Origin of the sequence: Vibrio sp. ZF 223 (assembly GCF_003050585.1) — a bacterium.
Classification (GTDB): Bacteria; Pseudomonadota; Gammaproteobacteria; order Enterobacterales; family Vibrionaceae; genus Vibrio; species Vibrio crassostreae.
Window position 1 is genome coordinate 43,924 of the sequence record NZ_PIGB01000015.1, and the last position, 23,638, is coordinate 67,561.

21 protein-coding genes are annotated in these 23,638 nt (G+C 45.2%); 17 read left to right on the plus strand and 4 right to left on the minus strand.

Annotated elements, in window-relative coordinates:
- Positions 1-182: 182 nt before the first annotated feature.
- Positions 183-644, minus strand: a complete 462-nt coding sequence (locus CWO13_RS21735; RefSeq protein WP_107899447.1) for an aminoacyl-tRNA deacylase — start codon at positions 642-644, stop codon at positions 183-185.
- A gap of 4 nt (positions 645-648) precedes the next feature.
- Positions 649-1,620: a tRNA-modifying protein YgfZ gene (ygfZ, locus tag CWO13_RS21740; protein ID WP_108083463.1), complete on the minus strand. Its 972-nt coding sequence runs from the start codon at positions 1,618-1,620 to the stop codon at positions 649-651.
- 168 nt (positions 1,621-1,788) lie between these two features.
- On the opposite strand from ygfZ, the gene CWO13_RS21745 reads away from it, so the two are divergent.
- Together CWO13_RS21745 and CWO13_RS23790 are read left to right on the plus strand one after the other, a co-directional pair.
- Positions 1,789-2,049: an FAD assembly factor SdhE gene (locus CWO13_RS21745; protein WP_004735374.1), complete on the plus strand. Its 261-nt coding sequence runs from the start codon at positions 1,789-1,791 to the stop codon at positions 2,047-2,049.
- Positions 1,997-2,416, plus strand: a complete 420-nt coding sequence (locus CWO13_RS23790) for a protein YgfX (protein ID WP_307862880.1) — start codon at positions 1,997-1,999, stop codon at positions 2,414-2,416. The genes CWO13_RS21745 and CWO13_RS23790 overlap by 53 nt, the downstream gene beginning before the upstream one ends.
- A gap of 118 nt (positions 2,417-2,534) precedes the next feature.
- Here the strand turns inward: CWO13_RS23790 and nadB are convergent, their stop codons facing one another.
- The gene (gene nadB / locus CWO13_RS21755; RefSeq protein WP_019826282.1) at positions 2,535-4,151 is read right to left on the minus strand and encodes an L-aspartate oxidase; all 1,617 of its coding nucleotides are present in this window, start codon (positions 4,149-4,151) and stop codon (positions 2,535-2,537) included.
- Positions 4,152-4,540: 389 nt separating this feature from the next.
- On the opposite strand from nadB, the gene rpoE reads away from it, so the two are divergent.
- From rpoE to acpS, 11 genes are all read left to right on the plus strand, one after another.
- Positions 4,541-5,119: an RNA polymerase sigma factor RpoE gene (gene rpoE / locus CWO13_RS21760; protein WP_008223963.1), complete on the plus strand. Its 579-nt coding sequence runs from the start codon at positions 4,541-4,543 to the stop codon at positions 5,117-5,119.
- A 26-nt stretch (positions 5,120-5,145) separates the two neighbouring features.
- Positions 5,146-5,769 carry an RseA family anti-sigma factor gene (locus CWO13_RS21765; protein ID WP_048659401.1) on the plus strand — a complete coding sequence of 208 codons (624 nt, stop codon included), beginning with the start codon at positions 5,146-5,148 and terminating at the stop codon, positions 5,767-5,769.
- A complete protein-coding gene (gene rseB, locus CWO13_RS21770) occupies positions 5,766-6,728 on the plus strand; it encodes a sigma-E factor regulatory protein RseB (protein WP_048659400.1) in 963 nt (320 codons plus the stop codon). Before CWO13_RS21765 ends, rseB begins: the two co-directional genes overlap by 4 nt.
- Positions 6,725-7,195 carry a SoxR reducing system RseC family protein gene (locus CWO13_RS21775; RefSeq protein WP_048605807.1) on the plus strand — a complete coding sequence of 157 codons (471 nt, stop codon included), beginning with the start codon at positions 6,725-6,727 and terminating at the stop codon, positions 7,193-7,195. Before rseB ends, CWO13_RS21775 begins: the two co-directional genes overlap by 4 nt.
- A 137-nt stretch (positions 7,196-7,332) precedes the next feature.
- The gene (gene lepA, locus CWO13_RS21780; RefSeq protein ID WP_048615653.1) at positions 7,333-9,126 is read left to right on the plus strand and encodes a translation elongation factor 4; all 1,794 of its coding nucleotides are present in this window, start codon (positions 7,333-7,335) and stop codon (positions 9,124-9,126) included.
- A gap of 245 nt (positions 9,127-9,371) precedes the next feature.
- Positions 9,372-10,268 carry a signal peptidase I gene (gene lepB, locus CWO13_RS21785; protein ID WP_108083464.1) on the plus strand — a complete coding sequence of 299 codons (897 nt, stop codon included), beginning with the start codon at positions 9,372-9,374 and terminating at the stop codon, positions 10,266-10,268.
- 26 nt (positions 10,269-10,294) lie between these two features.
- A complete protein-coding gene (gene rnc, locus CWO13_RS21790) occupies positions 10,295-10,972 on the plus strand; it encodes a ribonuclease III (RefSeq protein WP_017059043.1) in 678 nt (225 codons plus the stop codon).
- Entirely contained in the window at positions 10,965-11,936 is a 972-nt protein-coding gene (gene era, locus CWO13_RS21795; protein WP_108083465.1) for a GTPase Era, read from the plus strand. The genes rnc and era overlap by 8 nt, the downstream gene beginning before the upstream one ends.
- Positions 11,937-12,038: 102 nt before the next feature.
- Entirely contained in the window at positions 12,039-12,767 is a 729-nt protein-coding gene (recO, locus tag CWO13_RS21800; RefSeq protein WP_048659398.1) for a DNA repair protein RecO, read from the plus strand.
- On the plus strand, positions 12,764-13,501 hold the full coding sequence (pdxJ, locus tag CWO13_RS21805; RefSeq protein ID WP_048664490.1) for a pyridoxine 5'-phosphate synthase: 738 nt from the start codon (positions 12,764-12,766) through the stop codon (positions 13,499-13,501). The genes recO and pdxJ overlap by 4 nt, the downstream gene beginning before the upstream one ends.
- A gap of 78 nt (positions 13,502-13,579) precedes the next feature.
- Positions 13,580-13,960: a holo-ACP synthase gene (acpS, locus tag CWO13_RS21810; protein WP_017059039.1), complete on the plus strand. Its 381-nt coding sequence runs from the start codon at positions 13,580-13,582 to the stop codon at positions 13,958-13,960.
- A gap of 104 nt (positions 13,961-14,064) precedes the next feature.
- Here acpS and barA read toward each other — a convergent pair whose 3' ends face one another.
- On the minus strand, positions 14,065-16,878 hold the full coding sequence (gene barA, locus CWO13_RS21815) for a two-component sensor histidine kinase BarA (RefSeq protein ID WP_108083466.1): 2,814 nt from the start codon (positions 16,876-16,878) through the stop codon (positions 14,065-14,067).
- Positions 16,879-17,043: 165 nt separating this feature from the next.
- Between barA and rlmD the strand changes: the two genes are divergently transcribed.
- From rlmD to CWO13_RS21840, 4 genes are all read left to right on the plus strand, one after another.
- Positions 17,044-18,363: a 23S rRNA (uracil(1939)-C(5))-methyltransferase RlmD gene (rlmD, locus tag CWO13_RS21825; protein ID WP_108083467.1), complete on the plus strand. Its 1,320-nt coding sequence runs from the start codon at positions 17,044-17,046 to the stop codon at positions 18,361-18,363.
- A gap of 135 nt (positions 18,364-18,498) precedes the next feature.
- The gene (relA, locus tag CWO13_RS21830) at positions 18,499-20,721 is read left to right on the plus strand and encodes a GTP diphosphokinase (RefSeq protein WP_055319624.1); all 2,223 of its coding nucleotides are present in this window, start codon (positions 18,499-18,501) and stop codon (positions 20,719-20,721) included.
- A 247-nt stretch (positions 20,722-20,968) separates the two neighbouring features.
- On the plus strand, positions 20,969-21,766 hold the full coding sequence (gene mazG / locus CWO13_RS21835; protein WP_048664494.1) for a nucleoside triphosphate pyrophosphohydrolase: 798 nt from the start codon (positions 20,969-20,971) through the stop codon (positions 21,764-21,766).
- A 150-nt stretch (positions 21,767-21,916) separates the two neighbouring features.
- Positions 21,917-23,557: a CTP synthase gene (locus CWO13_RS21840; protein WP_017629586.1), complete on the plus strand. Its 1,641-nt coding sequence runs from the start codon at positions 21,917-21,919 to the stop codon at positions 23,555-23,557.
- The last annotated feature ends 81 nt before the right edge of the window (positions 23,558-23,638 follow it).

A 23,638-nucleotide genomic window follows, 5' to 3' on the forward strand; every position in this document is an offset into this window, starting at 1 on the left:
ATTTGCTTAATAGCTAGTCAGTAAATTTACAATAACGCAAATTTAACTTTGTGACTACTTATGCTTTTATTTTGAGTAAGTATTTACTGGTGATGTGTTCTTCTTATGACGAAGTTCACACAAAAAATGTACTCAATGAAATATTCAAATGAAGTTTGCGAAGCATGATCTGATCGAAACGATCATCGACTGATATCTGCGACGGTCGGTGCACATAGCGCCATAAGATCATTGAGATCCAACGCAACGCCAGCCATTCGAACACCCGAGCTAATGGTTACGGTCGAGTTGTTCTGAATGGAAGGATCAAAAATGATCGGCATGTGTCTCTTGAGAGCGAGCGGACCAACGCAACCCACTTTAAAGCCAGTGACCGCTTCAACATCAGTGAGCGACACGCAGGTCATCCGACGGCAATTCAGCACCGAGCGTACTTTCTTGGGGGCGACAGAACGATCGCCAGCAGTACAGGCCAGTGCATACTGATTACCCATATCCTTGAGCAGGATGCACTTGACCATTTGAGATGGGTCAATGCCTCGCTCTTGCGCGGTTTCTTCGATGCTGGTGGTGGGTTTACTTTGCATCAGCAGGCGATACTTCACCTGCTGTTGATCCAGCCATTGTGTAATCAGTGTTTCCACGTGGTTACTCGTCTTCGAGGCTGTAAGGCAGTGGCAGGATATTCCACACTTGATCAGGCTGCGCAGTCAATCGAAGCTGAACATCGTCATCCAGGTTGTTTGGCAATACCATTAAACCAATCGCTTGGTTATCAGCAAATTGATATACGTTTAATAGTCGGCCTGCGCCACGCCAGTTTTCACCCACGCTACGTTCTAGTTCAATAGGGTTACCTAGAGACAGTACGTCCGCAGTTGTGCCCGACACAATGCGCATCTCACGCTTGTTCATGCCGCGGTACTTAGCACGAGCAACCGTTTCTTGACCTGTGTAACAGCCTTTTGAAAAGCTGATACCGCCAATCGCTTGCAGGTTAAGCGCTTGAGGGATGTGCTCGTTTTGCTCATTTTTCGATAGATTCGGCTGAGCATCAATAATTTCATGATATTGCCAAAGTGCTTCTGATACTTTCTCAGCAGAGCTGTTGGTGACTAAAGCTTCTGCAGCTTCTTCTGTCACAAGTAAAGCCCAGCGGTTGTCTGATACTAAAACGGCCGTACCGCCAGAAATCGCACGCACATTACCTTGGCTTTCTGAAATCGAATCAATGTATTGATTTGCAGACGCACCCATCACACCGATAACAACGTCAGACGTTTGCTCGATATCGACCTTAGAGAACACTGCGTACTTTTTGATTTCAACGAGCTCGACTTCAATCGCAGATTTAGGTTGCATGAGTGCGTAGCCACCGTTGTGGTGGAACAAACGAAAGATACTCCATACCTTTCCTTTTGCATCACAGTGCGCGCCTAATGTGGATTCATCATTAGGAAGAGTCACCACGTCGCACGTTACTTGACCTTGCAGGTACGACTTTTTGTCATCGCCTATCATGGTGATTGCACTCCAGTCTGACACGTGTGTCATCATCAGTTCTGGAAGCGATTCATTTTGTGTATGAGCGAGTGGCTGAAATGTGTTTTTCCAATCCATTTTATCTTTCCTAAGAATTTTATTTGGCTCTATGTTAATCCGGTTCTGTTTCTTTGTCAGCTTAGGTTTTTTTTGTGAGCTGAGATAGGGACTGTGACTCACATAGTAGTTGCAGGGCGTATGACTTGTTACACTCCGAGAAAGAAAAATTATAGGTGAGGATAGCCAATGTACACTGCAGAGCAGAAAGCACGAATTAAATGGGGTTGCCGTCGCGGCATGTTAGAACTTGATGTAGTCATCATGCCATTTTTCGAAGAGTGTTTTGATTCATTGCAAGAGCAGGAACAGCGTGAGTTTGTTTCTCTACTAGAGTGTGATGACCCAGATTTGTTTACTTGGGTGATGGGACACGGACGCAGTGAAAACCTAGGTCATGCATCAATGGTTGATAAAATTGTCGCACACAACCTCAGCAAGGTTCGTTAAGCTCCAGCTTAACCCTTCATATTCCGCATTATTCGCAAAAGGCACTGTTTTCGGGTGCCTTTTGTTTTTCATCGTCCTATCTTCTATTCCACTTGCCGCCAGCCTTTATTGTTTAGCACTGCTGATCCATCTGTTTAAAACCAACCATCTGATTTTGAATAGTGCTCATGGTCGTTTTGATTATAAAGAAGATGGTGAGATCCGATTGAATGACCGACGTTATATTCTAAAGTCCGTGGATAAGATCTGGGCGCAGTTCTTTGTTAAATTGCAGTTTGAGTGTGGGTACTCGGTATTGCTTTGGCGCGACAGCTGTTGCGAGAATGAATATCGTCACTTTCTGGCAAACTTACAACGAGCGTGTTAGGTCAGCCAAAGTATTAGATAAAAGAAAGCATTAGACAAAAGAAAAGGGAGCACTCGGCTCCCTTTCGTTTAATTACTTTTCGCTGACGACTAATTAGCTAAGCACGCTTAACCCATAATTATGATTGGCGCTTTTCTGGCGTCAGAATCGTTGGGCCGCTGTCTTCTGCAAGTTCTGGATAGTCCAACGTGTAGTGTAGGCCGCGGCTCTCTTTACGTTGCATTGCACAGCGAACCATTAGCTCAGCCACTTGTAGCAAGTTACGCAGTTCTAATAGGTTATTCGAAACTTTGAAGTAGCTGTAGTACTCATGAGTCTCTTGCTGCAACATCTGAATACGGCGCAGTGCACGTTCAAGGCGCTTATCCGTTCGAACAATGCCCATGTAATCCCACATGAATAGACGTAGCTCGTGCCAGTTATGCTGAATGATAACTTCTTCATCACTGTTGGTTACTTGGCTTTCATCCCATGCAGGCAGTTCAGCACACAATTGAGATTGGTCGATGTTCTCAACGATATCTTTTGCTGCTGCCCATGCGTAAACCACACACTCAAGCAGTGAATTAGAAGCCATACGGTTTGCACCGTGTAAGCCGGTATAGCTCACTTCGCCAATCGCATACAAGTTAGTCAGGTCGGTTTGACCTTGCTTATTAACCATGACACCACCACAAGTGTAGTGAGCAGCTGGTACGATAGGGATTGGCTCTTTGGTCATATCGATGCCCAAGTCCATCAAGCGAGTATGGATCATTGGGAAGTGCGTTGTGATGAATTCTTCAGGCTTGTGGCTGATATCAACATACATGCAGTCGGCACCCAAGCGCTTCATTTCGAAGTCAATTGCCCGAGCAACCACATCACGTGGAGCCAGCTCACCGCGCTCATCGAAGTCCTTCATAAAACGAGAACCATCTGGGCGGCGCAAGTAAGCACCTTCACCACGCAGTGCTTCCGTCAGTAGGAAGTTACGCGCTTCTGGGTGGAATAAACAAGTTGGGTGGAACTGATTGAACTCAAGGTTTGCCACACGACAACCCGCACGCCAAGCGATAGCAATACCATCACCTGAGGAGACATCTGGGTTAGAGGTGTATTGGTAAACCTTTGAAGCGCCGCCTGTTGCTAATACAACAAATTTAGCGCGCACGGTTTCAACGTGTTCTTGGTTACGGTTCCAAATGTAGGCACCGATCACCTTGTCTTTTGAACCACCAATCTTATCTTCAGTGATCAAATCCAGCGCATTGTGGCGCTCGAAGATCTCGATATTTGGGTGGTTGTTGACGTTATCTTGTAGTGAGGTTTGCATCGCCATGCCCGTTGCATCGGCAGCGTGCAGAATTCTGCGGTGACTGTGGCCACCTTCACGAGTGAGGTGATATTTTGGTTGGCCTTCTGTGCTGTTTTCATCTTTATCAAATGGAACACCACCATCAATCAGCCATTGCACACACTCTTTCGCATTTTCAGCAATGAATTGAACTGTATCTTCTTCGCATAACCCAGCCCCAGCAATTTGAGTATCCTCTACATGAGACTCAATACTGTCCGACTCATCGAACACCGCGGCGATACCACCTTGTGCGTAATACGTCGATCCTTCGCTGCGTGGTCCTTTGCTTAATACAATTACTTTTGCATGTTCTGCTACGCGTAAGGCTAATGACAAGCCTGCCGCACCACTTCCTACCACTAATACATCACACTGATGTTCACGGTTTGCGTTCATAAAACTTATTAAATCCCGGGCTATAGTCGAGTTGTCCACTCTCAATTGACTTTGTCTTGTTTTAGGAGTTTGGGTAAGACTGTTATAATCTCTCCAGAGTCATCCTTAAACGCTATGCAAAATCAATATATAGACAGCTATCTAGAAATATTTAATTGCTCAATACCATTGCTTTTGCTCAAGTTTCCCCAAATTGATAGGGATAGCTATTTTTATTACATCACATTGTGAAACAATAATGGCAAATAATTTTAAGAAAGTTGGAACTTTCGGTATTTGGCTTAGTCACAATAGTGCTCTTGTAGACGGTGGTGTCAATACTACATTTCGCATAATTAGTACCCATATCTGCGAAGGTAAGGGTTATAACAATAGGAGTACCCGCTCGAATGAACGAGCAGCTAACCGATCAAGTGTTGATTGAGCGAGTTCAGAGTGGAGATAAGCAGGCATTTAACTTACTAGTGGTTAAGTATCAAAACAAAGTTTGTAATCTTATCTCTCGATACGTGAATAATTCCGGTGATGTACCTGATGTAGCACAAGAAGCTTTTATTAAAGCTTACCGCGCGATACCTAACTTTCGTGGCGAGAGTGCCTTCTATACATGGTTGTACCGAATTGCCGTGAACACCGCTAAAAATCATATCGTTGCCCAAAGCCGTAGGCCGCCAGCAACCGATGTAGATGCAGAAGATGCAGAATATTACGAAACAGGCAGCGCGTTAAAAGAAATATCGAACCCTGAGAACTTAACGCTGTCAAAAGAATTGAAACAAGTCGTTTTTGGAGCGATTGAAGCGTTACCAGAAGACTTAAAAACTGCAATGACGTTGCGTGAGCTCGAAGGTTTGAGCTACGAAGAGATTGCAGAAGTAATGGATTGCCCTGTAGGAACCGTACGTTCGCGTATTTTCCGAGCTCGTGAAGCAGTGGAAAAGAAAATCAAACCTCTTTTGCAACGCTAGAACTTGTAATAATTATGGTGAAAATAATGGCTGATAAAGAAAAGCTTTCGGCACTCATGGATGGTGAAACGATCGATAAAGCTCTCATTGTAGATCTTGAATCTGATCAAGAAAGCATGGATACCTGGCAGAGTTACCATTTAATTGGTGATGTTATGCGTGGGGATGCGCCAGAAACTCAAGATTGGAACATTGCTAACAATGTGGCAGCAGCGCTTGAAGCTGAGCCTGCACATAGTGCAATGCCGAACCTGCACCAAGTGAATGTTGAACCTACTGTTGCTCCAATTGAAGAGCAGCCTAAACCTCAGCAAGCGAAGCGTCAGCTTCCGGCTTGGTTACAACAGTTTGGACAAGTTGCCGTAGCAGCGTGTGTTTCATTGGCGGTTGTATTAGGTGTTCAACAATATGGTGGCAGCGACCCTGCAGCTCCAGAGCAGTTGCCTGTACTCCAGACGATTCCATTTGCGGGTTCTGCGGAACCAGTAAGTTTAACGCGTGACTCTGTTGAGAAGCCGGCATCGGAAGCTAACTTGCAAGAGCAGCGTAAACGCGTTCATGCAATGCTAGAAGATTATGAGCTTCAGCTAAGACTAAACAGTGATGCATCGCCAATGCAAGATGCACATCTAGAATCGGACATTGAATGAAGAAAATCCTGGTCAGTGCACTGACACTGTTCAGCTTGATGTCTCCAACAGCCTTTGCAGAGGAAACCACTGCAAAGGCCTTGTTGCATCAAATGAACGAGGCCAGTCAGCATCTAAATTACGAACTCTCCTACATATTGATAAAGAAGAGCAGTATTGAACCTCTTGTTTATCGCCATGCAGTTAACGACGACCAACAACTTGCACACCTTGTTTACCTAAGCGGCCCTGTTCGTGAAGTCATTCGACGTGGCAATGAAGTTAGCTACATCGAACCGGGTACAGAGCCATTTACGATTCAGTCTGGCAGTATGGTTGCACCTGTTATTCCGATGATTAATAGAGATATCGAATCACTGAATCAGTACTACGACTTCGTAAAAGTTGGGCGCTCTCGTGAAGCGGGCAGCACTACTCAAGTACTGCGGGTCGTGCCGAAAGATGGCCTTCGCTATTCTTACGTGGTTTGGGTAGACGAGAAAACAAGCCTTCCTTTGCGTGCCGACCTTTTGGACCGTGATGGCGAAGTGCTTGAACAGTACCGCACGATCTCTTACGTGGTGAACGACAAGATTGCTGAGGCGATGGGTGGCTTGAACCAAGCTCAATTACCAAAAGTCTTATCACTGCCGGAAGGCTTAGTGAGTGAAACTAACTGGCAAGCGTCTTGGATTCCTGAAGGGTTTAAGTCAAAAGAGCTTAGCCGCTATCAAATGGCTGCGACCGATAAAATGGTTGAAAGTCAGCTTTTCAGTGATGGATTGTTTAGCTTTTCGGTTTATATCGCCGATAAAGACGAGCATTCATTGAAAGGGCAATTGGTACGCCAAGGACGCAGAACCTTACACAGCTTAGTGATTGGCGATAAAGAAATTTCTGTGGTTGGTGATATTCCGCCAGCAACCGCCAAACGTATTGCTCAATCAGTTACGTTTAATAAATTGGAACCAGCGCAATGATGACCGCGCTGGCGACCGTTAGCTCGGTTGAACAAAAAGGTAAGCAATATTTTGTTCAACTGAGCTGCGAGCAACAAACCAGTTGCAGCAGTTGTTCTTCTCAAAAAAGCTGCGGAACAGGTATTGTGACTAAGGCTGTTGGCAATAAATCTTTGTTTTGGCAGCTTAAAACCAAAAGCTTAGTCAAAGCAGGACAAATCGTAGAAATTGGCTTTCCAGAAAAAAGCCTACTTCAGTCGGCGGCGATCGTTTATCTGATCCCACTTTTCATGTTGATGATTGGTGCTGGTTTTGGACAACTCTTGTTGCAACCCTTACTTCAAGGGGGCGAGGGCATTGTTATCTTAAGTGCAGCACTGTTTACTGCTGGTGGGATTGCCTTAGCGAAGCGGTTAGCCAAACCCATGGAAGACAAATCTAAGCAAGAAGTCGTCTTGATTCGAATCCTTGGTGAGTCTCTCGTCTAATTTATGATGCTTCTTGCCCTTAAATTGGGTAGAATCTGCCAACTTGATTGAAATGCCGCCACCAATGCTGACTGTAGATTGGACGTGTCGCGGCTTTCTTATTATCCCTATTCAAAGAGTTTAGTCACACCAAGCCTATGAAGCACATTCGTAATTTTTCGATTATCGCCCACATCGACCACGGTAAGTCGACCCTTTCTGACCGCTTAATCCAAGTTTGTGGAGGATTAAGTGAACGTGAGATGGCAGCTCAAGTCCTCGATTCTATGGATATAGAACGCGAGCGTGGTATTACAATTAAAGCGCAGAGTGTGACTTTAGATTACAAAGCTAAAGATGGTGAAACTTACCAACTTAACTTTATCGACACTCCTGGACACGTAGACTTCTCTTACGAAGTATCTCGTTCTCTAGCGGCTTGTGAAGGCGCACTACTTGTAGTGGATGCAGGCCAAGGTGTTGAAGCACAAACTCTAGCAAACTGTTACACAGCAATCGAAATGGAGCTGGAAGTAGTGCCAATCTTGAACAAGATTGACCTACCAGCTGCTGAACCAGAGCGTGTTGCTGAAGAGATCGAAGAGATCGTTGGCATCGATGCGATGGAAGCGACTCGCTGTTCTGCTAAAACAGGTTTAGGCGTAGATGATGTTCTAGAAAACATCGTAACGGCTATCCCACCACCGGAAGGTGATCCTGAAGCGCCTCTACAAGCGTTGATCATTGACTCTTGGTTCGATAACTACCTTGGCGTAGTTTCTTTGGTTCGTATTAAAAACGGTAAGCTGAAGAAGAACGACAAGATTCGAGTAATGTCGACAGACCAAGTTTGGGGTGTTGACCGTCTAGGTATCTTCACGCCTAAGCAAATCGACACGACAGAGCTAAATACTGGCGAAGTAGGTTGGGTTGTTTGTGGTATTAAAGACATCCTAGGTGCACCAGTTGGTGATACGTTGACGCTTGCAAAAGGCGGCAGCACTGAACGTCTGCCTGGTTTCCAAAAAGTTAAGCCTCAGGTATACGCAGGTCTATTCCCTGTATCATCTGATGACTACGAAAACTTCCGTGACGCGTTAGGCAAGCTAAGCCTGAACGATGCGTCATTGTTCTTTGAACCAGAAAGTTCAGCAGCACTTGGTTTTGGTTTCCGTTGTGGCTTCTTAGGCATGCTTCACATGGAGATCATCCAAGAGCGTCTAGAGCGTGAATACGACCTAGACCTAATCACGACGGCACCAACAGTAGTGTATGAAGTTGTAAAAACAGATAAAACGGTTCTTTACGTTGATAGCCCGGCTAAACTGCCAGCGGTTAATGACCTAGAAGAAATTCGTGAACCAATTGCACGCTGTAATATCCTGGTACCTTCGGATTACCTAGGTAACGTAATCACACTGTGTGTAGAGAAGCGTGGCGTACAAGTAGACATGGTTTACCACGGTAATCAAGTTGCTGTGACGTACGATCTTCCTATGGCTGAAGTAGTTCTCGACTTCTTCGACCGTCTGAAGTCAACGTCTCGCGGTTACGCATCATTGGATTACAACTTCCAACGTTACGAGCCATCAAACATGGTACGTGTAGACGTACTGCTGAATGGCGAAACGGTTGATGCTCTAGCGATCATTACGCACAAAGATATTGCTCAGTCTCGTGGTCGTCTACTGGTAGAGAAGATGAAAGAATTCATCCCTCGTCAGATGTTCGATATCGCGATTCAAGCAGCGATTGGTAACCACATCATTGCTCGTTCTACAGTAAAACAACTGCGTAAGAACGTAATCGCAAAATGTTACGGTGGTGATATCAGTCGTAAGAAGAAACTTCTTAAGAAACAAAAAGAAGGTAAGAAGCGTATGAAGCAGATCGGTAACGTTGAACTGCCTCAAGAAGCGTTCCTTGCAATCCTTCACGTTGGAAAAGACTAGGTATCAATCGCACTAACTATCTGCTGAATATTACTGGTTAAAATCGTTTATTTCTTTGTTGCAAAGATTGCAATTAGGCCCACTAGTCACTGCACTTTGCGCCTCGAACTAAACGATTTTTCCTGCGTAATCTTCCCAGCATTTAGTCAGCATGATTGATACAAATTAGAAATATTAAGCAGAGTGAAAGAGTTATGCTCTTTCACTTTCGTTATTTTTAAAGAAATGAAATTTAAGGGATATCAATGGCTAATACATTTTCGCTTATCTTAGTGATCGTAACTCTAGTGACCGGCATTGTATGGGCGTTGGAAAAGTTTGTGTGGGCGAAGAAGCGCCAGCAAAAGCTTGCTGACGTTGAAGCACAATCGAATGGCCTAGACGCTGAAACCAGCGCAAAAGTTACGGCTCAGCCTTGGTGGGTTGAGAACAGTGTGTCCATTTTCCCGGTAATTGCATTTGTTTTGATCTTGCGTTCATTCATCTATGAACCGTTTCAAATCCCATCAGGCTCGATGATGCCAACCCTTTTGGTTGGTGATTTTATCTTGGTAGAGAAGTACGCGTACGGTCTAAAAGACCCAGTATGGCGCACTCAATTGGTAGAAACAGGCAAGCCAGAACGCGGTGATTCAATCGTATTTAAGTACCCACCTCAGCCAAACATCGACTACATTAAGCGTGTTGTTGGTATGCCAGGTGACACTATTCGTTACAGCAGTCGTAAAGAGATCTGTATTCAGACGAAGGGTACGAGTAGCTGTGAACCAGTGAAACTAAGTCACGTTGAAGAGAGCCAATTTATTCAAGATGGTGTGCCTCTGATTCAGCTGAATGAACAGCTTGGAGATGTTGAGCACCAAATTTTAGTTAACCCATTACGCCGTGATCGTGTGCAAGCATATCAGCCTCGCAATGGTGTTAACGAGTGGGTCGTTCCAGAAGGCCAGTACTTTGTGATGGGTGATAACCGTGATAACAGTGCTGATAGCCGTTACTGGGGCTTTGTCCCTGAAGCAAACCTTGTTGGTAAGGCCGTTGCTATTTGGATAAGCTTCGAATTCGAACGCGGTTCAGACAGTGTACTTCCAACATGGATTCCTACTGGTGTGCGTTTTAATCGCATCGGTGGGATTCATTAATCGATCAATTAACACATCGAGAGAGCATGAATTCTCCAATTGATAAACTAGAGAGAAAGATTGGCTATCAGTTTAATGATGCCGATCTTATCCACTTGGCGCTGACTCACCGCAGCGCCGCAGGTAAACATAATGAACGTCTTGAGTTTCTGGGCGATTCAATTTTAAGTTTTGTTATCGCTGATGATCTTTACCACCGTTTCCCTAAAGTAAACGAAGGTGATATGAGCCGCATGCGTGCAACATTAGTACGTGGTCATACATTGGCAGAACTAGGTCGTGAATTCGAACTAGGAGATTACTTAAAATTAGGTCCAGGTGAGTTGAAGAGTGGCGGTTTCCGTCGTGATTCTATTCTAGCGGATGCGGTTGAAGCGATCATCGGTGCTGTCTATTTAGATAGTGATACCGAGACGGTTCGCGGCATTATTTTAAGCTGGTACCAATCTCGCCTAGATGCTATTCAGCCTGGAGTATCTCAAAAAGATCCGAAAACTCGCCTACAAGAGTTTTTGCAAGGTCGAAGAAATCCTCTGCCTGTCTACACAGTGACTAATATTAAAGGTGAAGCACACAACCAAGAGTTTACGGTTGAGTGTGAAGTGGCAGGTGTGGATAAACCTGTTATCGGTAAAGGCACTAGCCGCCGCAAGGCAGAACAAGCGGCTGCTGAAACAGCATTAGAGCAACTAAGCAATGTCTGATAACAACCAAGATTTCGATATCGATGCATTCTTTTCATCTGATAGCAAAAAAACAGGCCTACCGGAAAACCAACACTGTGGCTTCATCGCTATTGTCGGTCGCCCAAACGTAGGTAAGTCGACGCTTCTGAACCATATTCTGGGTCAGAAGATTTCTATTACATCACGTAAACCACAGACGACACGTCACCGTATTATGGGCGTTGAAACTGAGGGTGATTACCAAGCGATCTTTGTTGATACTCCTGGACTTCATATTGAAGAAAAGCGTGCAATTAACCGCTTGATGAACCGTGCGGCGAACAGCTCACTGAGTGATGTGAATCTAGTATTCTTCCTTGTTGATGGTACTCACTGGACTGACGACGATGAGATGGTTCTGAACAAGCTGAGAAAAACAGATTTCCCAGTCGTCCTCTGCATCAACAAAGTAGATAACGTTCAAGACCGTACTAACGTGATGCAGCACATGATGGAAGTCTCTAAGAAGATGGACTTCATTGACGTTGTGCCAATCTCAGCGAAGCAAGGTAAAAACATTGATGTACTGCGTAAGCACGTACGTGAACATTTACCTAAAGCGACACACCACTTCCCGGAAGAATACGTGACAGATCGCTCGCAACGTTTTATGGCCTCTGAAATTATCCGTGAAAAGCTGATGCGCTTTACGGGTGATGAGCTACCGTACTCGGTAACGGTTGAAATTGAACGTTTCGATTACAACCCAGATAATGATGGCTTCCATATCAATGCACTGATTCTTGTTGAGCGTACAGGTCAGAAGAAAATGGTGATTGGTAAAGCGGGCGAGAAAATCAAAACGATTGGTCGTGAAGCGCGTATCGATATGGAAGAACTGTTCGGCCGTAAGGTTTACCTAGAGACTTGGGTTAAGGTTAAATCTGGCTGGGCTGATGATGAGCGTGCACTTCGCTCGTTAGGCTACATCGACGATCTATAATATATTGAACGTCACTTTCTGAGATTAAGAAAGTTGAACTGAAGATAAATCCAAGAGAGAGTGCGAACTCTCTCTTTTTGTATCTGTAATAAGGGTAAGTGATTGAGCGAAGGGTTACAGCGATGCTTTGTGTTGCACCGTCGACCATATAGTGAGTCGAGCCTGATCTTGGACGTCTTCAGTGAAGAGTTCGGTCGGGTGACGTTGATGTCTAAAGGTGCTCGCAGCAAGCGTTCCAATTTGAAAGGTGCACTACAACCATTTACGCCACTACTGCTTAAGTGGTCTGGTAATGGTTCGATGAAAACCTTACGCCAAGCTGAACCTATTAGCTTGGGGCTTCCTCTCGCCGGTATCAATCTGTATTCAGCCATGTATGTGAACGAGTTAATTGGTCGCGTATTGATGGCTGAAGTGCCGATGCCAGCACTTTTTCACGACTATCTTCATGCTTTAACAGAGCTGGCGCATAATGAAAACCCTGAGCCAGCACTGCGTCGCTTTGAGTTGGCTCTATTATCCGCTATGGGTTACGGCGTCGACTTTTTACACTGCGCGGGTACTGGCGAAGCGATTGATCCGAGCATGACTTATCGCTATCGAGAGCAGAAAGGTTTCATCGCTTCGGTGCGTCGAGACAACCTTACTTTTATGGGCGATGAACTAATCGCAATCAGTGAACGTAGGTTTATCACTAAAGAGCAGTTAAAAGCGGCAAAACGCTTTACACGCATAGCCTTAAAGCCGTATCTTGGCGGCAAACCATTAAAAAGTAGAGAGCTATTTATGCCAACAATAGCCCTCTCTAGAGCACGGAGTATTGGAAAATGAGCTCAATCCTTTTAGGCGTTAATATCGACCATATTGCAACACTACGTAATGCACGTGGTACTAAATACCCAGATCCAGTACACGCAGCTGAAATTGCTGAACGTGCGGGTGCTGACGGTATTACTATTCACCTGCGTGAAGACCGTCGTCATATCGTTGACCGCGATGTGCGTATTCTAGCTGAAACACTTCAAACTCGTATGAATTTGGAGATGGCAGTAACGGACGAGATGGTTCAAATTGCCCTCGATACTAATCCTGAGTTTGTTTGTCTGGTTCCAGAGAAGCGTGAAGAGCTGACCACTGAAGGTGGCTTGGACGTGGTTGGTCAACTTGAAAAGATCAAAGCGGCGACGGAAAAACTGTCTGCTGCTGGCATTAAAGTATCTCTGTTTATCGATGCTGACCGTGAGCAAATCGACGCAGCAAAAGCGTGTGGCGCACCGTTCATTGAACTGCACACTGGCCATTATGCCGATGCTAAAACAGAAGAAGACCAACAAGACGAGCTGAAAAAGATTGCTGCAGGCGCAAGCTACGCGGACGATCTTGGTATCACAGTCAATGCGGGTCATGGTCTGACTTACCACAACGTCGCACCGATCGCGGCTCTTCCAGAGATCTACGAGTTGAACATCGGCCACTCAATCATGGGACGTGCAGTGTTTGATGGTTTGAACAAAGCCGTTGCAGACATGAAAGCCGTGATGGAAACAGCACGCAACAACGCTTAGTTTTCTAAACAGTAAGCGTTAAGTCTTAAGCGACTAATTAGTAGAATTAATAGATAGAAGTTTGGTAATAGGGTAAACATGGCTGTTGTTGGATTAGGTACAGATATCGCAGAAATTGAACGTGTTGAAAAGGCATTGTCACGAAGTGGTGACGCTTTTGCTCAGCGTATTTTGACCGATTCTGAATTTGAAGTATTCCAGCAACTGAAGCAAAAAGGGCGTTACCTTGCAAAACGTTTTGCTGCCAAAGAAGCGGCATCTAAGGCGTTAGGCACGGGGATCGCGCTGGGTGTGACCTTCCACGACTTTGAGATTTCAAACGATGAGCATGGTAAGCCAGTTCTGAGCCTGCATAAAAAAGCGCGTGAAATCGCAGAGGCGAATGGCACAACATCGATTCATCTGACTATCTCGGATGAGCGTCACTACGCTGTGGCAACGGTGTTACTCGAATCGTAAACAGATTATCGCTACTTTATATCTAGTGCTCTTGGCTCTAGACAGAAAAAAGCAGAGCTTGTGAGCTCTGCTTTTTATTGCCTTGAGTTTGAGACTAAATCAATCTAGTTACTAGTTGGTTTCAAGTAGTGAATGGCCGTCGCTTGAACCTTATCTAATTCATCCTGAAGCTCGAAAAGCTCCGGCTCAATGTCTTCAACAGAAGTACCAGAACGCAGCTCTTTCTCTATCGTCGCACATACCGACTTTAGCCTTGGTACTCCACTGTACGAACTGCTGCCATGCATCTTGTGGATAATGTGTATCAGCTCTTCAACTGGGTAGTCACTGTCTTCTATCGCTTTGTCTGCTGCCTCATAAACCTCCGGAATAAAGTCGACGAGCATTTGTAGCATATCGCGTGCGAGGTCTTCTTTATTGGCGGCTTGTCTCATCGCAGCTTGCCAATCAATGATGATGTTTTTGTGTACGCTGGCTTCAGTTTCTGACACTGGACCGTTATCGATTTCAGCAGAAACAGCAGGGTGGTCTGGATCTATTTTTTCGATGTGCTCAACCTCAGAGGTTGGGCTCCAATGAATCAGTACCTGCTGTAAAACATGCTCTTCAATGGGTTTGGTTAGATAGTCATCCATGCCTGCTTCGAGTAGTCGGTCACGTTCGCCAATCATTGCATGCGCGGTCACGGCAATCACAGGTGTGTTCGCATTATTAGCTAGCTTCTTAATGTTCTTACAAGCCGTCACACCGTCCATCTGTGGCATTTGAATATCCATGAAGATGATATCAAATTGAGTATCTGTCGCCTTGTCTATCGCCTGCTGACCACTGGTACAACTGATGACGGTTTCTACACGTTCTTTTAGCAACGCAGTGATCAGTTTAAGGTTGGCAGGGTTGTCGTCGACCGCCAATACAGTAAGCGGAAGCTTCTCTTCTGAGTGTGTTTCAATCGCTGGTGCAATCAAGGTTGGCGCCTGATTCGATACCAGAGTTTGCAGTAACTTCTTGCGAGAAAGAGGTTTAGTGATGCATTGAACATCGACCTCTTTCATTAGTTGCTCACCCAACGCTAGCTCGGTACTTGGTGTACCAATAATCACGTTTTGGGCAATCTTCTTCGCACCAATTGCCCAACCACTCACGGTATCAAATTGATATTCTTGGTTGGCGGCTAGGTTAAGCAAAACGTAGTCATACGAGGTGGTCTCGTCTGGCATTACTGAACGATACGTTACCACTAAGCCTTCTTGGGTTAGGATTTGCTGAGTAATCGATGCCGCTTGCATGTTTGGTTCGATCAGCAGCAGTTGTTTGTCTTGTAGACACTGAGTCTCAATCAGCTCTGTCATTGGCATATCAGTCGTTGATAGTCTCAACGTAAACCAGAAGGTTGACCCTTGATGTAGACGACTGGTTAGGCTGATCTCTCCGCCCATTTGGCTGACCAGTTTTTGGGTTATAACTAGACCTAAGCCTGTACCACCATAACGACGAGAGATACTTGCGTCGGCTTGGCTGAAGGCTTGGAACAGCTGAGCTTGTTGACGCTCCGAAATACCAATACCCGTATCGCGAACCATGAATTGCAGCTCAATGTTGTCTTCGCTTTGTGAGCGAAGCTCAACGCTGATATCAATGTTGCCGCGCTCGGTAAACTTGATTGAGTTGCCGACCAGGTTGGTCAGGATCTGTTGAATACGCAGTGGATCGCCCACTACGCCTGGCGGTACTTTAGGATCGATCTTCAGTGTCAGCTCAAGGCCTTTCTCGTGAGCGTTGGTTGCTTGAAGGTTTACTACTTCTTCAAGGCTAGCTTGGAATTCAAATGGGATGTTTTCTAGAGCCAGTTTACCGGCTTCAAGTTTCGAAAAGTCCAAGATATCGTTGATGATGCTAAGCAGGTTATTTGCCGATCGTTCAATGGTTTGTAGGTAATCGGTTTGGCTGTTCGATAGGTGAGTCTTAAGCATTTGACGAGTGAAGCCAATCACACCATTCAGAGGTGTTCTTAGTTCGTGAGACATATTCGCCAGGAATTCAGACTTAACACGAGCTGCTTCTTGAGCTCGTTTCTTCGCTATGTCTAACTCAACGTTTTGAATCTCTAATTGCTCAAGGGTTTCTCGCAAGTCTGATGTGGCTTGGTCGATACTGTGCTGCATCTCGACGTGATACTCTGACAACGATACCGCCATCGCGTTGATGCCGTTTTTCAGTGAGTCTAGCTCACCATGCATTTTGCCTTCGATACGTACATCTAGGTGGCCTCGACGAATTCGGTCGACCATGTTCTTCATGTGTGTGATCGGCTGGGTTACGTCATGCATCAAGCGGAAAGCAAAGACACCAGACAACCCAAGCCCGAGAATCAGAACTAAGAAGGCAGAGAACACTTCTTGATATTGCTGCAATCGAAGAGAAGATAGGTCTAATTCAATCGCAATATAACCGATCGCTTGGTTGGCTTGAGACTGACCGTTGGCTGAATTGATGTATTGGCCTTCGGCTATGATCGGCGTCCGCAGAATCAGTGTGTTATCGAGTAAATCAGAAGAACTTAAATGCGGAATCGGTTTATCTTTTGGATAAGTCAGGCTTTCAAAGTCGGGGTGGAAGTTTGAGGTTACAAACAATTCATGACGTTCATCAAACACCGCGATACTACGCACCAGCTTAGAATTCTTTCGATGCGCATAGCTAATAAGCTGACGAACAGACTCTCGACTTTCGAGCTTCATGCCTGATTCACTCGCAATCGCAAGTGGCTCAATGATGCTAGTACCAGTGTTAACCACTTGCCCCTCAAGGTCTTGATAGCGGTTAAATGAGAAAAATGCACTCAATAGCAACCCAATAATCAGGGTTGGAGCTAGAGTTAAGGTAATTACACGGGCTCTTAAGCCATATCTGGTCATGTTCTTTAATTACATCGAGGTCTGGATATGGGAAAATAACGCACACAATGGCGGTTAAGTGAACGGTAAGCTTAATCAAAGCCGTGACGTTCGACAATGATTCCAAGACATAATAGTGAGTCCTGGATACCAATTACTTATTAAAAGATACATTAGGCACAAGCAATGGCACGTTTTTTCCAACCAAAAAAGAAAACTCAACTCGAGACCAAGCATCAATCGGTTTTGGTTGAACGAATGGATCACAATGGCGCTGGCATCGCTTATCAGAAGAATAAACCGGTTTTCATTGATGGCGCATTGCCAGGTGAGCAGGTGGTCATTCAACTTACTGAGAGCAAAAGTAAGTTTTCGCGAGCAAAGCTCATCAAATTGTTGAAGCCGAGCGAGCAGCGTTTAAAGCCATTTTGTAAACACTTTAATCAGTGTGGTGGTTGTCACCTTCAGCATCTCGGTTATTCTTCTCAGGTTGAGCATAAATCGCAATCTCTTACGCACCTGATGAGCCAATACCAAACGGCTAATACTGAAGTTGCACAACCTATTATTGGTGATGAAACCGGTTATCGACGTCGCGCACGTATCAGCCTATTTGTTGATAAGAAGACACAGCAGCTTCAATTCGGTTTCCGTAAGAAGCAGAGTAAGCAGATTGAAAACATCACCGACTGTGCCGTGCTTGATCCTCGCCTTAATGTATTGCTTCCAAAACTGAAAAATTTACTCAACACTTTCAACAGCCTTACGTCTTTAGGACACGTTGAATTGGTATTGGGCGATACTGGCCCTGTTATGGTGCTACGTCACCTTAAGCCTTTGGTTGAAAAAGATGAACAAGCGCTGATTGCATTAGCAAAAGAAGAAGGCGCGACGCTGTACTCAATGCCTGAAACCGATAAGTTGGTTCGTTTAGTTGGTGATGCACCAGCCTATAGCGAAACTGGCGTGACTTTACCTTTTGAGCCAAACCACTTTATCCAAGTCAATCAGAAAGTGAACCAACAGATGGTGGCTCAAGCGATTGAGTGGCTAGAACCTCAAGCGGATGAGCGAGTGCTAGACCTGTTTTGTGGTCTAGGTAACTTCAGCTTACCTATCGCAAAACAATCGGCGTTTGTGGTTGGTGTAGAAGGCGTTGATGAAATGGTTCAGCAAGCCACATCTAACGCAGCGTTAAACCAGTTAAGCAATACCGAGTTTTACCAAGCTAATCTTGAAGAAGACTTATCTACACAAGCTTGGGCAAAAGAGAAATTTGATAAAATCTTACTGGACCCAGCTCGTGCTGGAGCGAGTGGTGTTGTTGATCAAATTTCAGCGTTAGGAGCGAAGCGTGTGGTTTATGTTTCGTGTAATCCTGCTACTCTAGCTAGAGATTCAGAGAGCTTAGAAAAGCAAGGCTACCAATTAGCCAAACTTGGTATGTTGGATATGTTCCCACACACCAGCCATTTAGAATCGATGGCTCTCTTTATCAAGGCTTAAAGGCCCGTAAATAAGGCTTAAAAATGAATGACAAAGGCGCAGGGACACCTGCGCTGATATCAATATGGTCGAACTAACTTGGAACCAGTTAGTCATATTGAATTGGGTATAAAACATAATAACTAGGAAGGCATGATGGTTGCGGTACGAAGCGCACATTTAAACCCAAGCGAACAGTTTGAGCTAGAAAGTTGGATTGCGTCACTGAATCAAGACGCAAAAACCTCGAATAAACTGATCAAGGTTTATCGTCACTGTGAAGAGCTATTAAAAGATCACGAGCAAGCATCGCTCTTGCTTTGGCGTGGCCGCGAGATGATCGAAATCTTGGTTACGCTGTCCATGGACCGTGCCACTTTAATTGCCGCGCAACTTTTCCCCGTCGTCTCAAGCGGCGTTTTTGAGCGCGAAGCGTTTGAAGAAAGCTACGGTAAAGAAACCGTAAAGTTGATTGATGGCGTTGAAGAAATGGCGGCCTTGGGCCAGCTAAACGTAACCCTTGAAGGCAGTGCTGCCTCGGGCCAAGTTGATAACGTTCGTCGTATGCTACTGGCGATGGTAGATGATTTCCGCTGCGTAGTTATCAAACTCGCTGAGCGAATCTGTAACCTTATTGAAGTAAAAAAAGCGCCTGATGCTGTACGTCGCGCGGCAGCAAAAGAGTGTTCTAACATTTACGCTCCGCTCGCTAACCGTTTAGGTATTGGTCAGCTTAAGTGGGAAATCGAAGATTACGCATTCCGCTACCAGCAGCCAGACACCTACAAGCAGATAGCTAAACAGCTGTCTGAGCGTCGTATCGTACGTGAACAATACATCACCGATTTCGTTGACGACTTAACGGCTGAAATGAATCGTTCAAGCATCAATGCGGAAGTGAGCGGTCGACCAAAACACATCTACAGTATCTGGCGTAAGATGCAGAAGAAAGGCTTGGACTTCGATGAGCTTTTTGACGTGCGAGCGGTACGTATCATCGCAGATCAGCTTCAAGACTGTTATGCCGGTCTAGGTGTGGTTCATACCAAATACAAACATCTACCAAGTGAATTTGATGACTATGTGGCGAACCCTAAGCCAAATGGTTACCAATCGATTCACACGGTGGTTCTGGGCCCAGAAGGCAAGACCATTGAGATTCAGATCCGTACCAAGCAAATGCACGAAGACTCTGAGTTGGGTGTGGCTGCGCATTGGAAGTACAAAGAAGGCGCTTCGAGTGGACGCAGTGGTTACGACGAGAAAATCACTTGGTTGCGTAAACTTATCGATTGGCAAGAAGAGATGTCGGATTCTGGCGAGATGCTGGATGAAGTTCGTAGCCAAGTATTCGATGATCGCGTATACGCGTTTACACCGCGTGGTGATGTGGTCGATTTACCTATGGGTGCAACCCCGTTGGATTTCGCTTACCACATCCACTCGATGGTTGGACACCGCTGTATCGGTGCCAAAGTAGCAGGCCGTATCGTCCCATTCACTCATAAATTATCGATGGGTGATCAGGTTGAAATTATCACTCAGAAAGAGCCGAACCCATCTCGTGATTGGCTGAACCCAACCACAGGCTTCGTTCACTCTGGACGTGCTCGTGCGAAAATCAACGCTTGGTTCCGCGCGCAAAGTCGTGAGAAGAACCTAGAAGCGGGTCGTGACATTCTTGAGGTTGAATTAGCGAAGGTTGGTGCAACTCTAAAAGATGCCGACCAATACGCGCTAAGACGCTTTAACGTAAACACGCCAGATGAGCTTTATGCTGGTATCGGCAGTGGCGACTTGCGCATTAACCAAGTGGTTAATCACATCAATGCGTTGGTCAACAAGCCTACGGCGGAAGAAGAAGACAAGAAAGCGCTAGAGAAACTGCTTGAGTCGGAAAACAAGCCAGCACAACAGAGTCGTCCAAAGAAAGACGCGGTAGTGGTTGAGGGCGTTGATAACTTAATGACGCACCTAGCTCGTTGCTGTCAGCCAATCCCTGGTGATGTGATTAAAGGTTACATCACTCAAGGTCGTGGTATCTCAGTTCACCGTGCTGACTGTGAACAGTTGAGTGAGCTAAGCCTGCACGCACCAGAGCGTATTATTGATACAGTCTGGGGCAATGGCTTCGTCGGTTCTTACATCCTAACGCTGCGTGTTGAAGCACTGGAGCGTAATGGCTTGCTGAAAGACATCACCTCACTGTTCTCGAACGAGAAGATCAGCGTGACCACAATGAAGAGCCGCATCGACTATAAACGTCAGCTATCGGTAATGGATTTCGATTTGGAAGTGACCAATATTGAGATTCTGAGTCGAGTGACGAGCCGAGTAGAGCAGATCAAAGATGTCATGTCGGTTAAACGCCTAGGCTAACTTTCACGTTGCATTAGTCACTTTTACTGCGTTAACTGCGCTTTCTTGTTCCATCACATAGGCGAGCTATGCTCAGGAATCGCGAAAGCTTGTTGCCTTGTTAAAGTAACAACTGCTTAGTGAAAGATGCGGAATTTAGAGAATTAGACAGTATCAAGAAAGGTGAGTGGTTTTAGCTGCTCGCCTTTTTTAGTTTTAACAGAAGTATTAAATTTAAAAATCAAAGACAGTGAATAGGAAAAAAACGATGAACCACCCGATTGAACAACTTGAACAGATTATGGCTAAGCTGCGCGATCCTGAAGGTGGTTGTCCTTGGGATTTAAAACAAAATTTTGAAACAATTGTGCCGCATACTATCGAAGAAACTTATGAGGTGGTGGACGCGATTCACAACAAAGATTGGCCGAACCTACAAGAAGAGCTAGGTGACCTGCTGTTTCAGGTGATTTTCTACAGTCAGCTCGCGAAAGAGCAGGGGCTGTTTGAGTTTTCTGATGTGGTTGATGGCATCAATGAGAAGCTAACGCGCCGTCATCCTCATGTATTTTCTGATACCGAGTTTGCCAATGATGAAGAAATTAATGCCAACTGGGAAGCTGAAAAAGCCAAAGAAAAAGCACAGGCAGGCAAAACTCAAGAAAGTATTCTAGACTCAATACCAAACTCTCTACCCGCGCTTTCTCGTGCTACAAAGATTCAAAAACAGGTAGCGAAATATGGCTTCGATTGGGACTCTATTGGCCCAGTGGCTAATAAGGTTTTAGAGGAAGTCGATGAGGTGCTAGAAGAAGCGCTTCAAGTCACGCCAAATGAAGATTTGGTTGAAGAAGAGTTGGGTGATTTGCTGTTTGCGACGGTCAATTTGGTGCGACATTTGGGTAAAAACCCAGAGTCGGCTTTAAATAAAGCCAATCTGAAGTTCTCACGTCGCTTTAAAGGGGTGGAACAAAAAGTTCGTCAGCAAGATAAAATTTTGACCGATTTTTCACTACAACAGCTTGATTCCATGTGGGATGAAGTCAAAGTGGCGGAGAAAAGATAACCAAAGCTTTTATCATGAATTGATTTGAAGCAAAAAATAAAAAATAGCAGTGTGATAGATTTCACGTTGTGGCGATAAGGGGCTTCTGGTATATTTTCATCCCGTCCAGAAGTAGTCCATTTCCCTCATTCAACCAATTTCAGGTTAAACATGACGACAAATTACATTTTTGTTACTGGCGGGGTTGTATCCTCTCTAGGTAAAGGTATTGCTGCAGCATCTCTTGCGGCTATTTTAGAAGCTCGTGGTCTTAAAGTGACTATGATGAAGCTTGACCCTTACATCAACGTTGATCCAGGCACTATGAGCCCGACTCAGCACGGTGAAGTGTTCGTTACGGAAGATGGCGCTGAAACTGACCTTGACCTTGGTCACTATGAGCGATTCATTCGCACCAAGATGACTAAGCGTAACAACTTCACTGCAGGTCGTGTTTACTCAGACGTACTCGCTAAAGAGCGTCGCGGTGATTACCTAGGTGCAACTATTCAGGTTATCCCACACATCACTAACTCTATCAAAGAGCGTGTAATTTCTGGCGCAGCTGGCCACGATATCGCGATCGTTGAAGTTGGTGGTACGGTTGGTGATATCGAATCTCTACCATTCATGGAAGCGATTCGTCAGCTAGCAGTCGAACTAGGCCGTGAACGCGCAATGTTCATGCACCTTACTCTAGTGCCATACCTAGCAGCTGCGGGCGAAGTGAAAACTAAGCCGACGCAACACTCTGTAAAAGAGTTGCTGTCTATTGGTATTCAGCCAGACATCCTAGTTTGTCGTTCAGACCGCAACATTCCTTCGAACGAGCGTAAGAAAATTGCTCTGTTCTGTAATGTGCAAGAAAATGCAGTTATTTCTATGCGCGATGTTGACTCTATCTACAAGATCCCTCAGCTTATTAAAGCTCAAGGCACTGATGAACTTGTATGTAAGCGTTTCGGCATCACAGCTCCAGAAGCAGATCTGTCTGAATGGGAACAAGTAATTTACGAAGAAGCTAACCCAACGGGTGAAGTGACGATTGGTATGGTTGGTAAGTACATTGAACTACCAGATGCATACAAATCAGTAAATGAAGCGCTAAAACACGCAGGCTTGAAAAACCGCCTAAGCGTTAATATTAAATACGTAGATTCACAAGACGTTGAGTCTCGTGGTGTAGAAGTTTTAGAAGGCCTAGATGCAATCCTAGTTCCTGGTGGCTTTGGTGACCGTGGTGTTGAAGGTAAGATTCTTGCTGCTCAATACGCTCGTGAAAACAAAGTACCGTACTTAGGTATCTGTCTAGGTATGCAAGTAGCGCTTATCGAGTACGCTCGTAACGTTGCGAAAATGGAAGGGGCACACTCTTCTGAATTCTGTACTGAAACTAAGTACCCAGTAGTTGGTCTTATCACTGAGTGGACTGATGGCGAAGGTAAAGTTGAAGAGCGTACAGAATCATCTGACCTAGGCGGCACAATGCGTCTTGGTTCACAGCTTTGTCACCTAGCGAAAGGGACTAAAGCTTACGAATTATACGGTAGCGCGACGATCCATGAACGTCACCGTCACCGTTACGAAGTAAACAACAATCTTCGTCCACAAATCGAAAAAGCGGGCCTAAAAGTATCGGGTCTATCTGCGGACAAGAAACTGGTTGAAGTTATTGAGAACCCGAACCACCCATGGTTTGTTGCTGCTCAATTCCACCCAGAGTTCACTTCAACACCTCGCGATGGTCACCCATTGTTTGCAGGTTTCGTTAAAGCGGCTGGTGAGTTCCAGCGCGGCGAGTTAGAAAAGTAAAAAGGAATACAGGTAGCTGCGTAAGTTGTGCTGCTACCTTTAAATTTGACATTTATATATTCAACGAGAAGGAAACATTCA

Coding starts and splice junctions, on each gene's coding strand:
- CWO13_RS23790 (WP_307862880.1), top strand. CDS start 1,997: ATGCATCAATGGTTGATAAAATTGTCGCACACAACCTCAGCAAGGTTC.
- ygfZ (WP_108083463.1), bottom strand. CDS start 1,620: ATGGATTGGAAAAACACATTTCAGCCACTCGCTCATACACAAAATGAA.
- relA (WP_055319624.1), top strand. CDS start 18,499: ATGGTTGCGGTACGAAGCGCACATTTAAACCCAAGCGAACAGTTTGAG.
- nadB (WP_019826282.1), bottom strand. CDS start 4,151: ATGAACGCAAACCGTGAACATCAGTGTGATGTATTAGTGGTAGGAAGT.
- CWO13_RS21765 (WP_048659401.1), top strand. CDS start 5,146: ATGGCTGATAAAGAAAAGCTTTCGGCACTCATGGATGGTGAAACGATC.
- CWO13_RS21745 (WP_004735374.1), top strand. CDS start 1,789: ATGTACACTGCAGAGCAGAAAGCACGAATTAAATGGGGTTGCCGTCGC.
- mazG (WP_048664494.1), top strand. CDS start 20,969: ATGAACCACCCGATTGAACAACTTGAACAGATTATGGCTAAGCTGCGC.
- lepA (WP_048615653.1), top strand. CDS start 7,333: ATGAAGCACATTCGTAATTTTTCGATTATCGCCCACATCGACCACGGT.
- rnc (WP_017059043.1), top strand. CDS start 10,295: ATGAATTCTCCAATTGATAAACTAGAGAGAAAGATTGGCTATCAGTTT.
- rlmD (WP_108083467.1), top strand. CDS start 17,044: ATGGCACGTTTTTTCCAACCAAAAAAGAAAACTCAACTCGAGACCAAG.
- rseB (WP_048659400.1), top strand. CDS start 5,766: ATGAAGAAAATCCTGGTCAGTGCACTGACACTGTTCAGCTTGATGTCT.
- CWO13_RS21775 (WP_048605807.1), top strand. CDS start 6,725: ATGATGACCGCGCTGGCGACCGTTAGCTCGGTTGAACAAAAAGGTAAG.
- era (WP_108083465.1), top strand. CDS start 10,965: ATGTCTGATAACAACCAAGATTTCGATATCGATGCATTCTTTTCATCT.
- acpS (WP_017059039.1), top strand. CDS start 13,580: ATGGCTGTTGTTGGATTAGGTACAGATATCGCAGAAATTGAACGTGTT.
- barA (WP_108083466.1), bottom strand. CDS start 16,878: ATGACCAGATATGGCTTAAGAGCCCGTGTAATTACCTTAACTCTAGCT.
- CWO13_RS21840 (WP_017629586.1), top strand. CDS start 21,917: ATGACGACAAATTACATTTTTGTTACTGGCGGGGTTGTATCCTCTCTA.
- lepB (WP_108083464.1), top strand. CDS start 9,372: ATGGCTAATACATTTTCGCTTATCTTAGTGATCGTAACTCTAGTGACC.
- rpoE (WP_008223963.1), top strand. CDS start 4,541: ATGAACGAGCAGCTAACCGATCAAGTGTTGATTGAGCGAGTTCAGAGT.
- pdxJ (WP_048664490.1), top strand. CDS start 12,764: ATGAGCTCAATCCTTTTAGGCGTTAATATCGACCATATTGCAACACTA.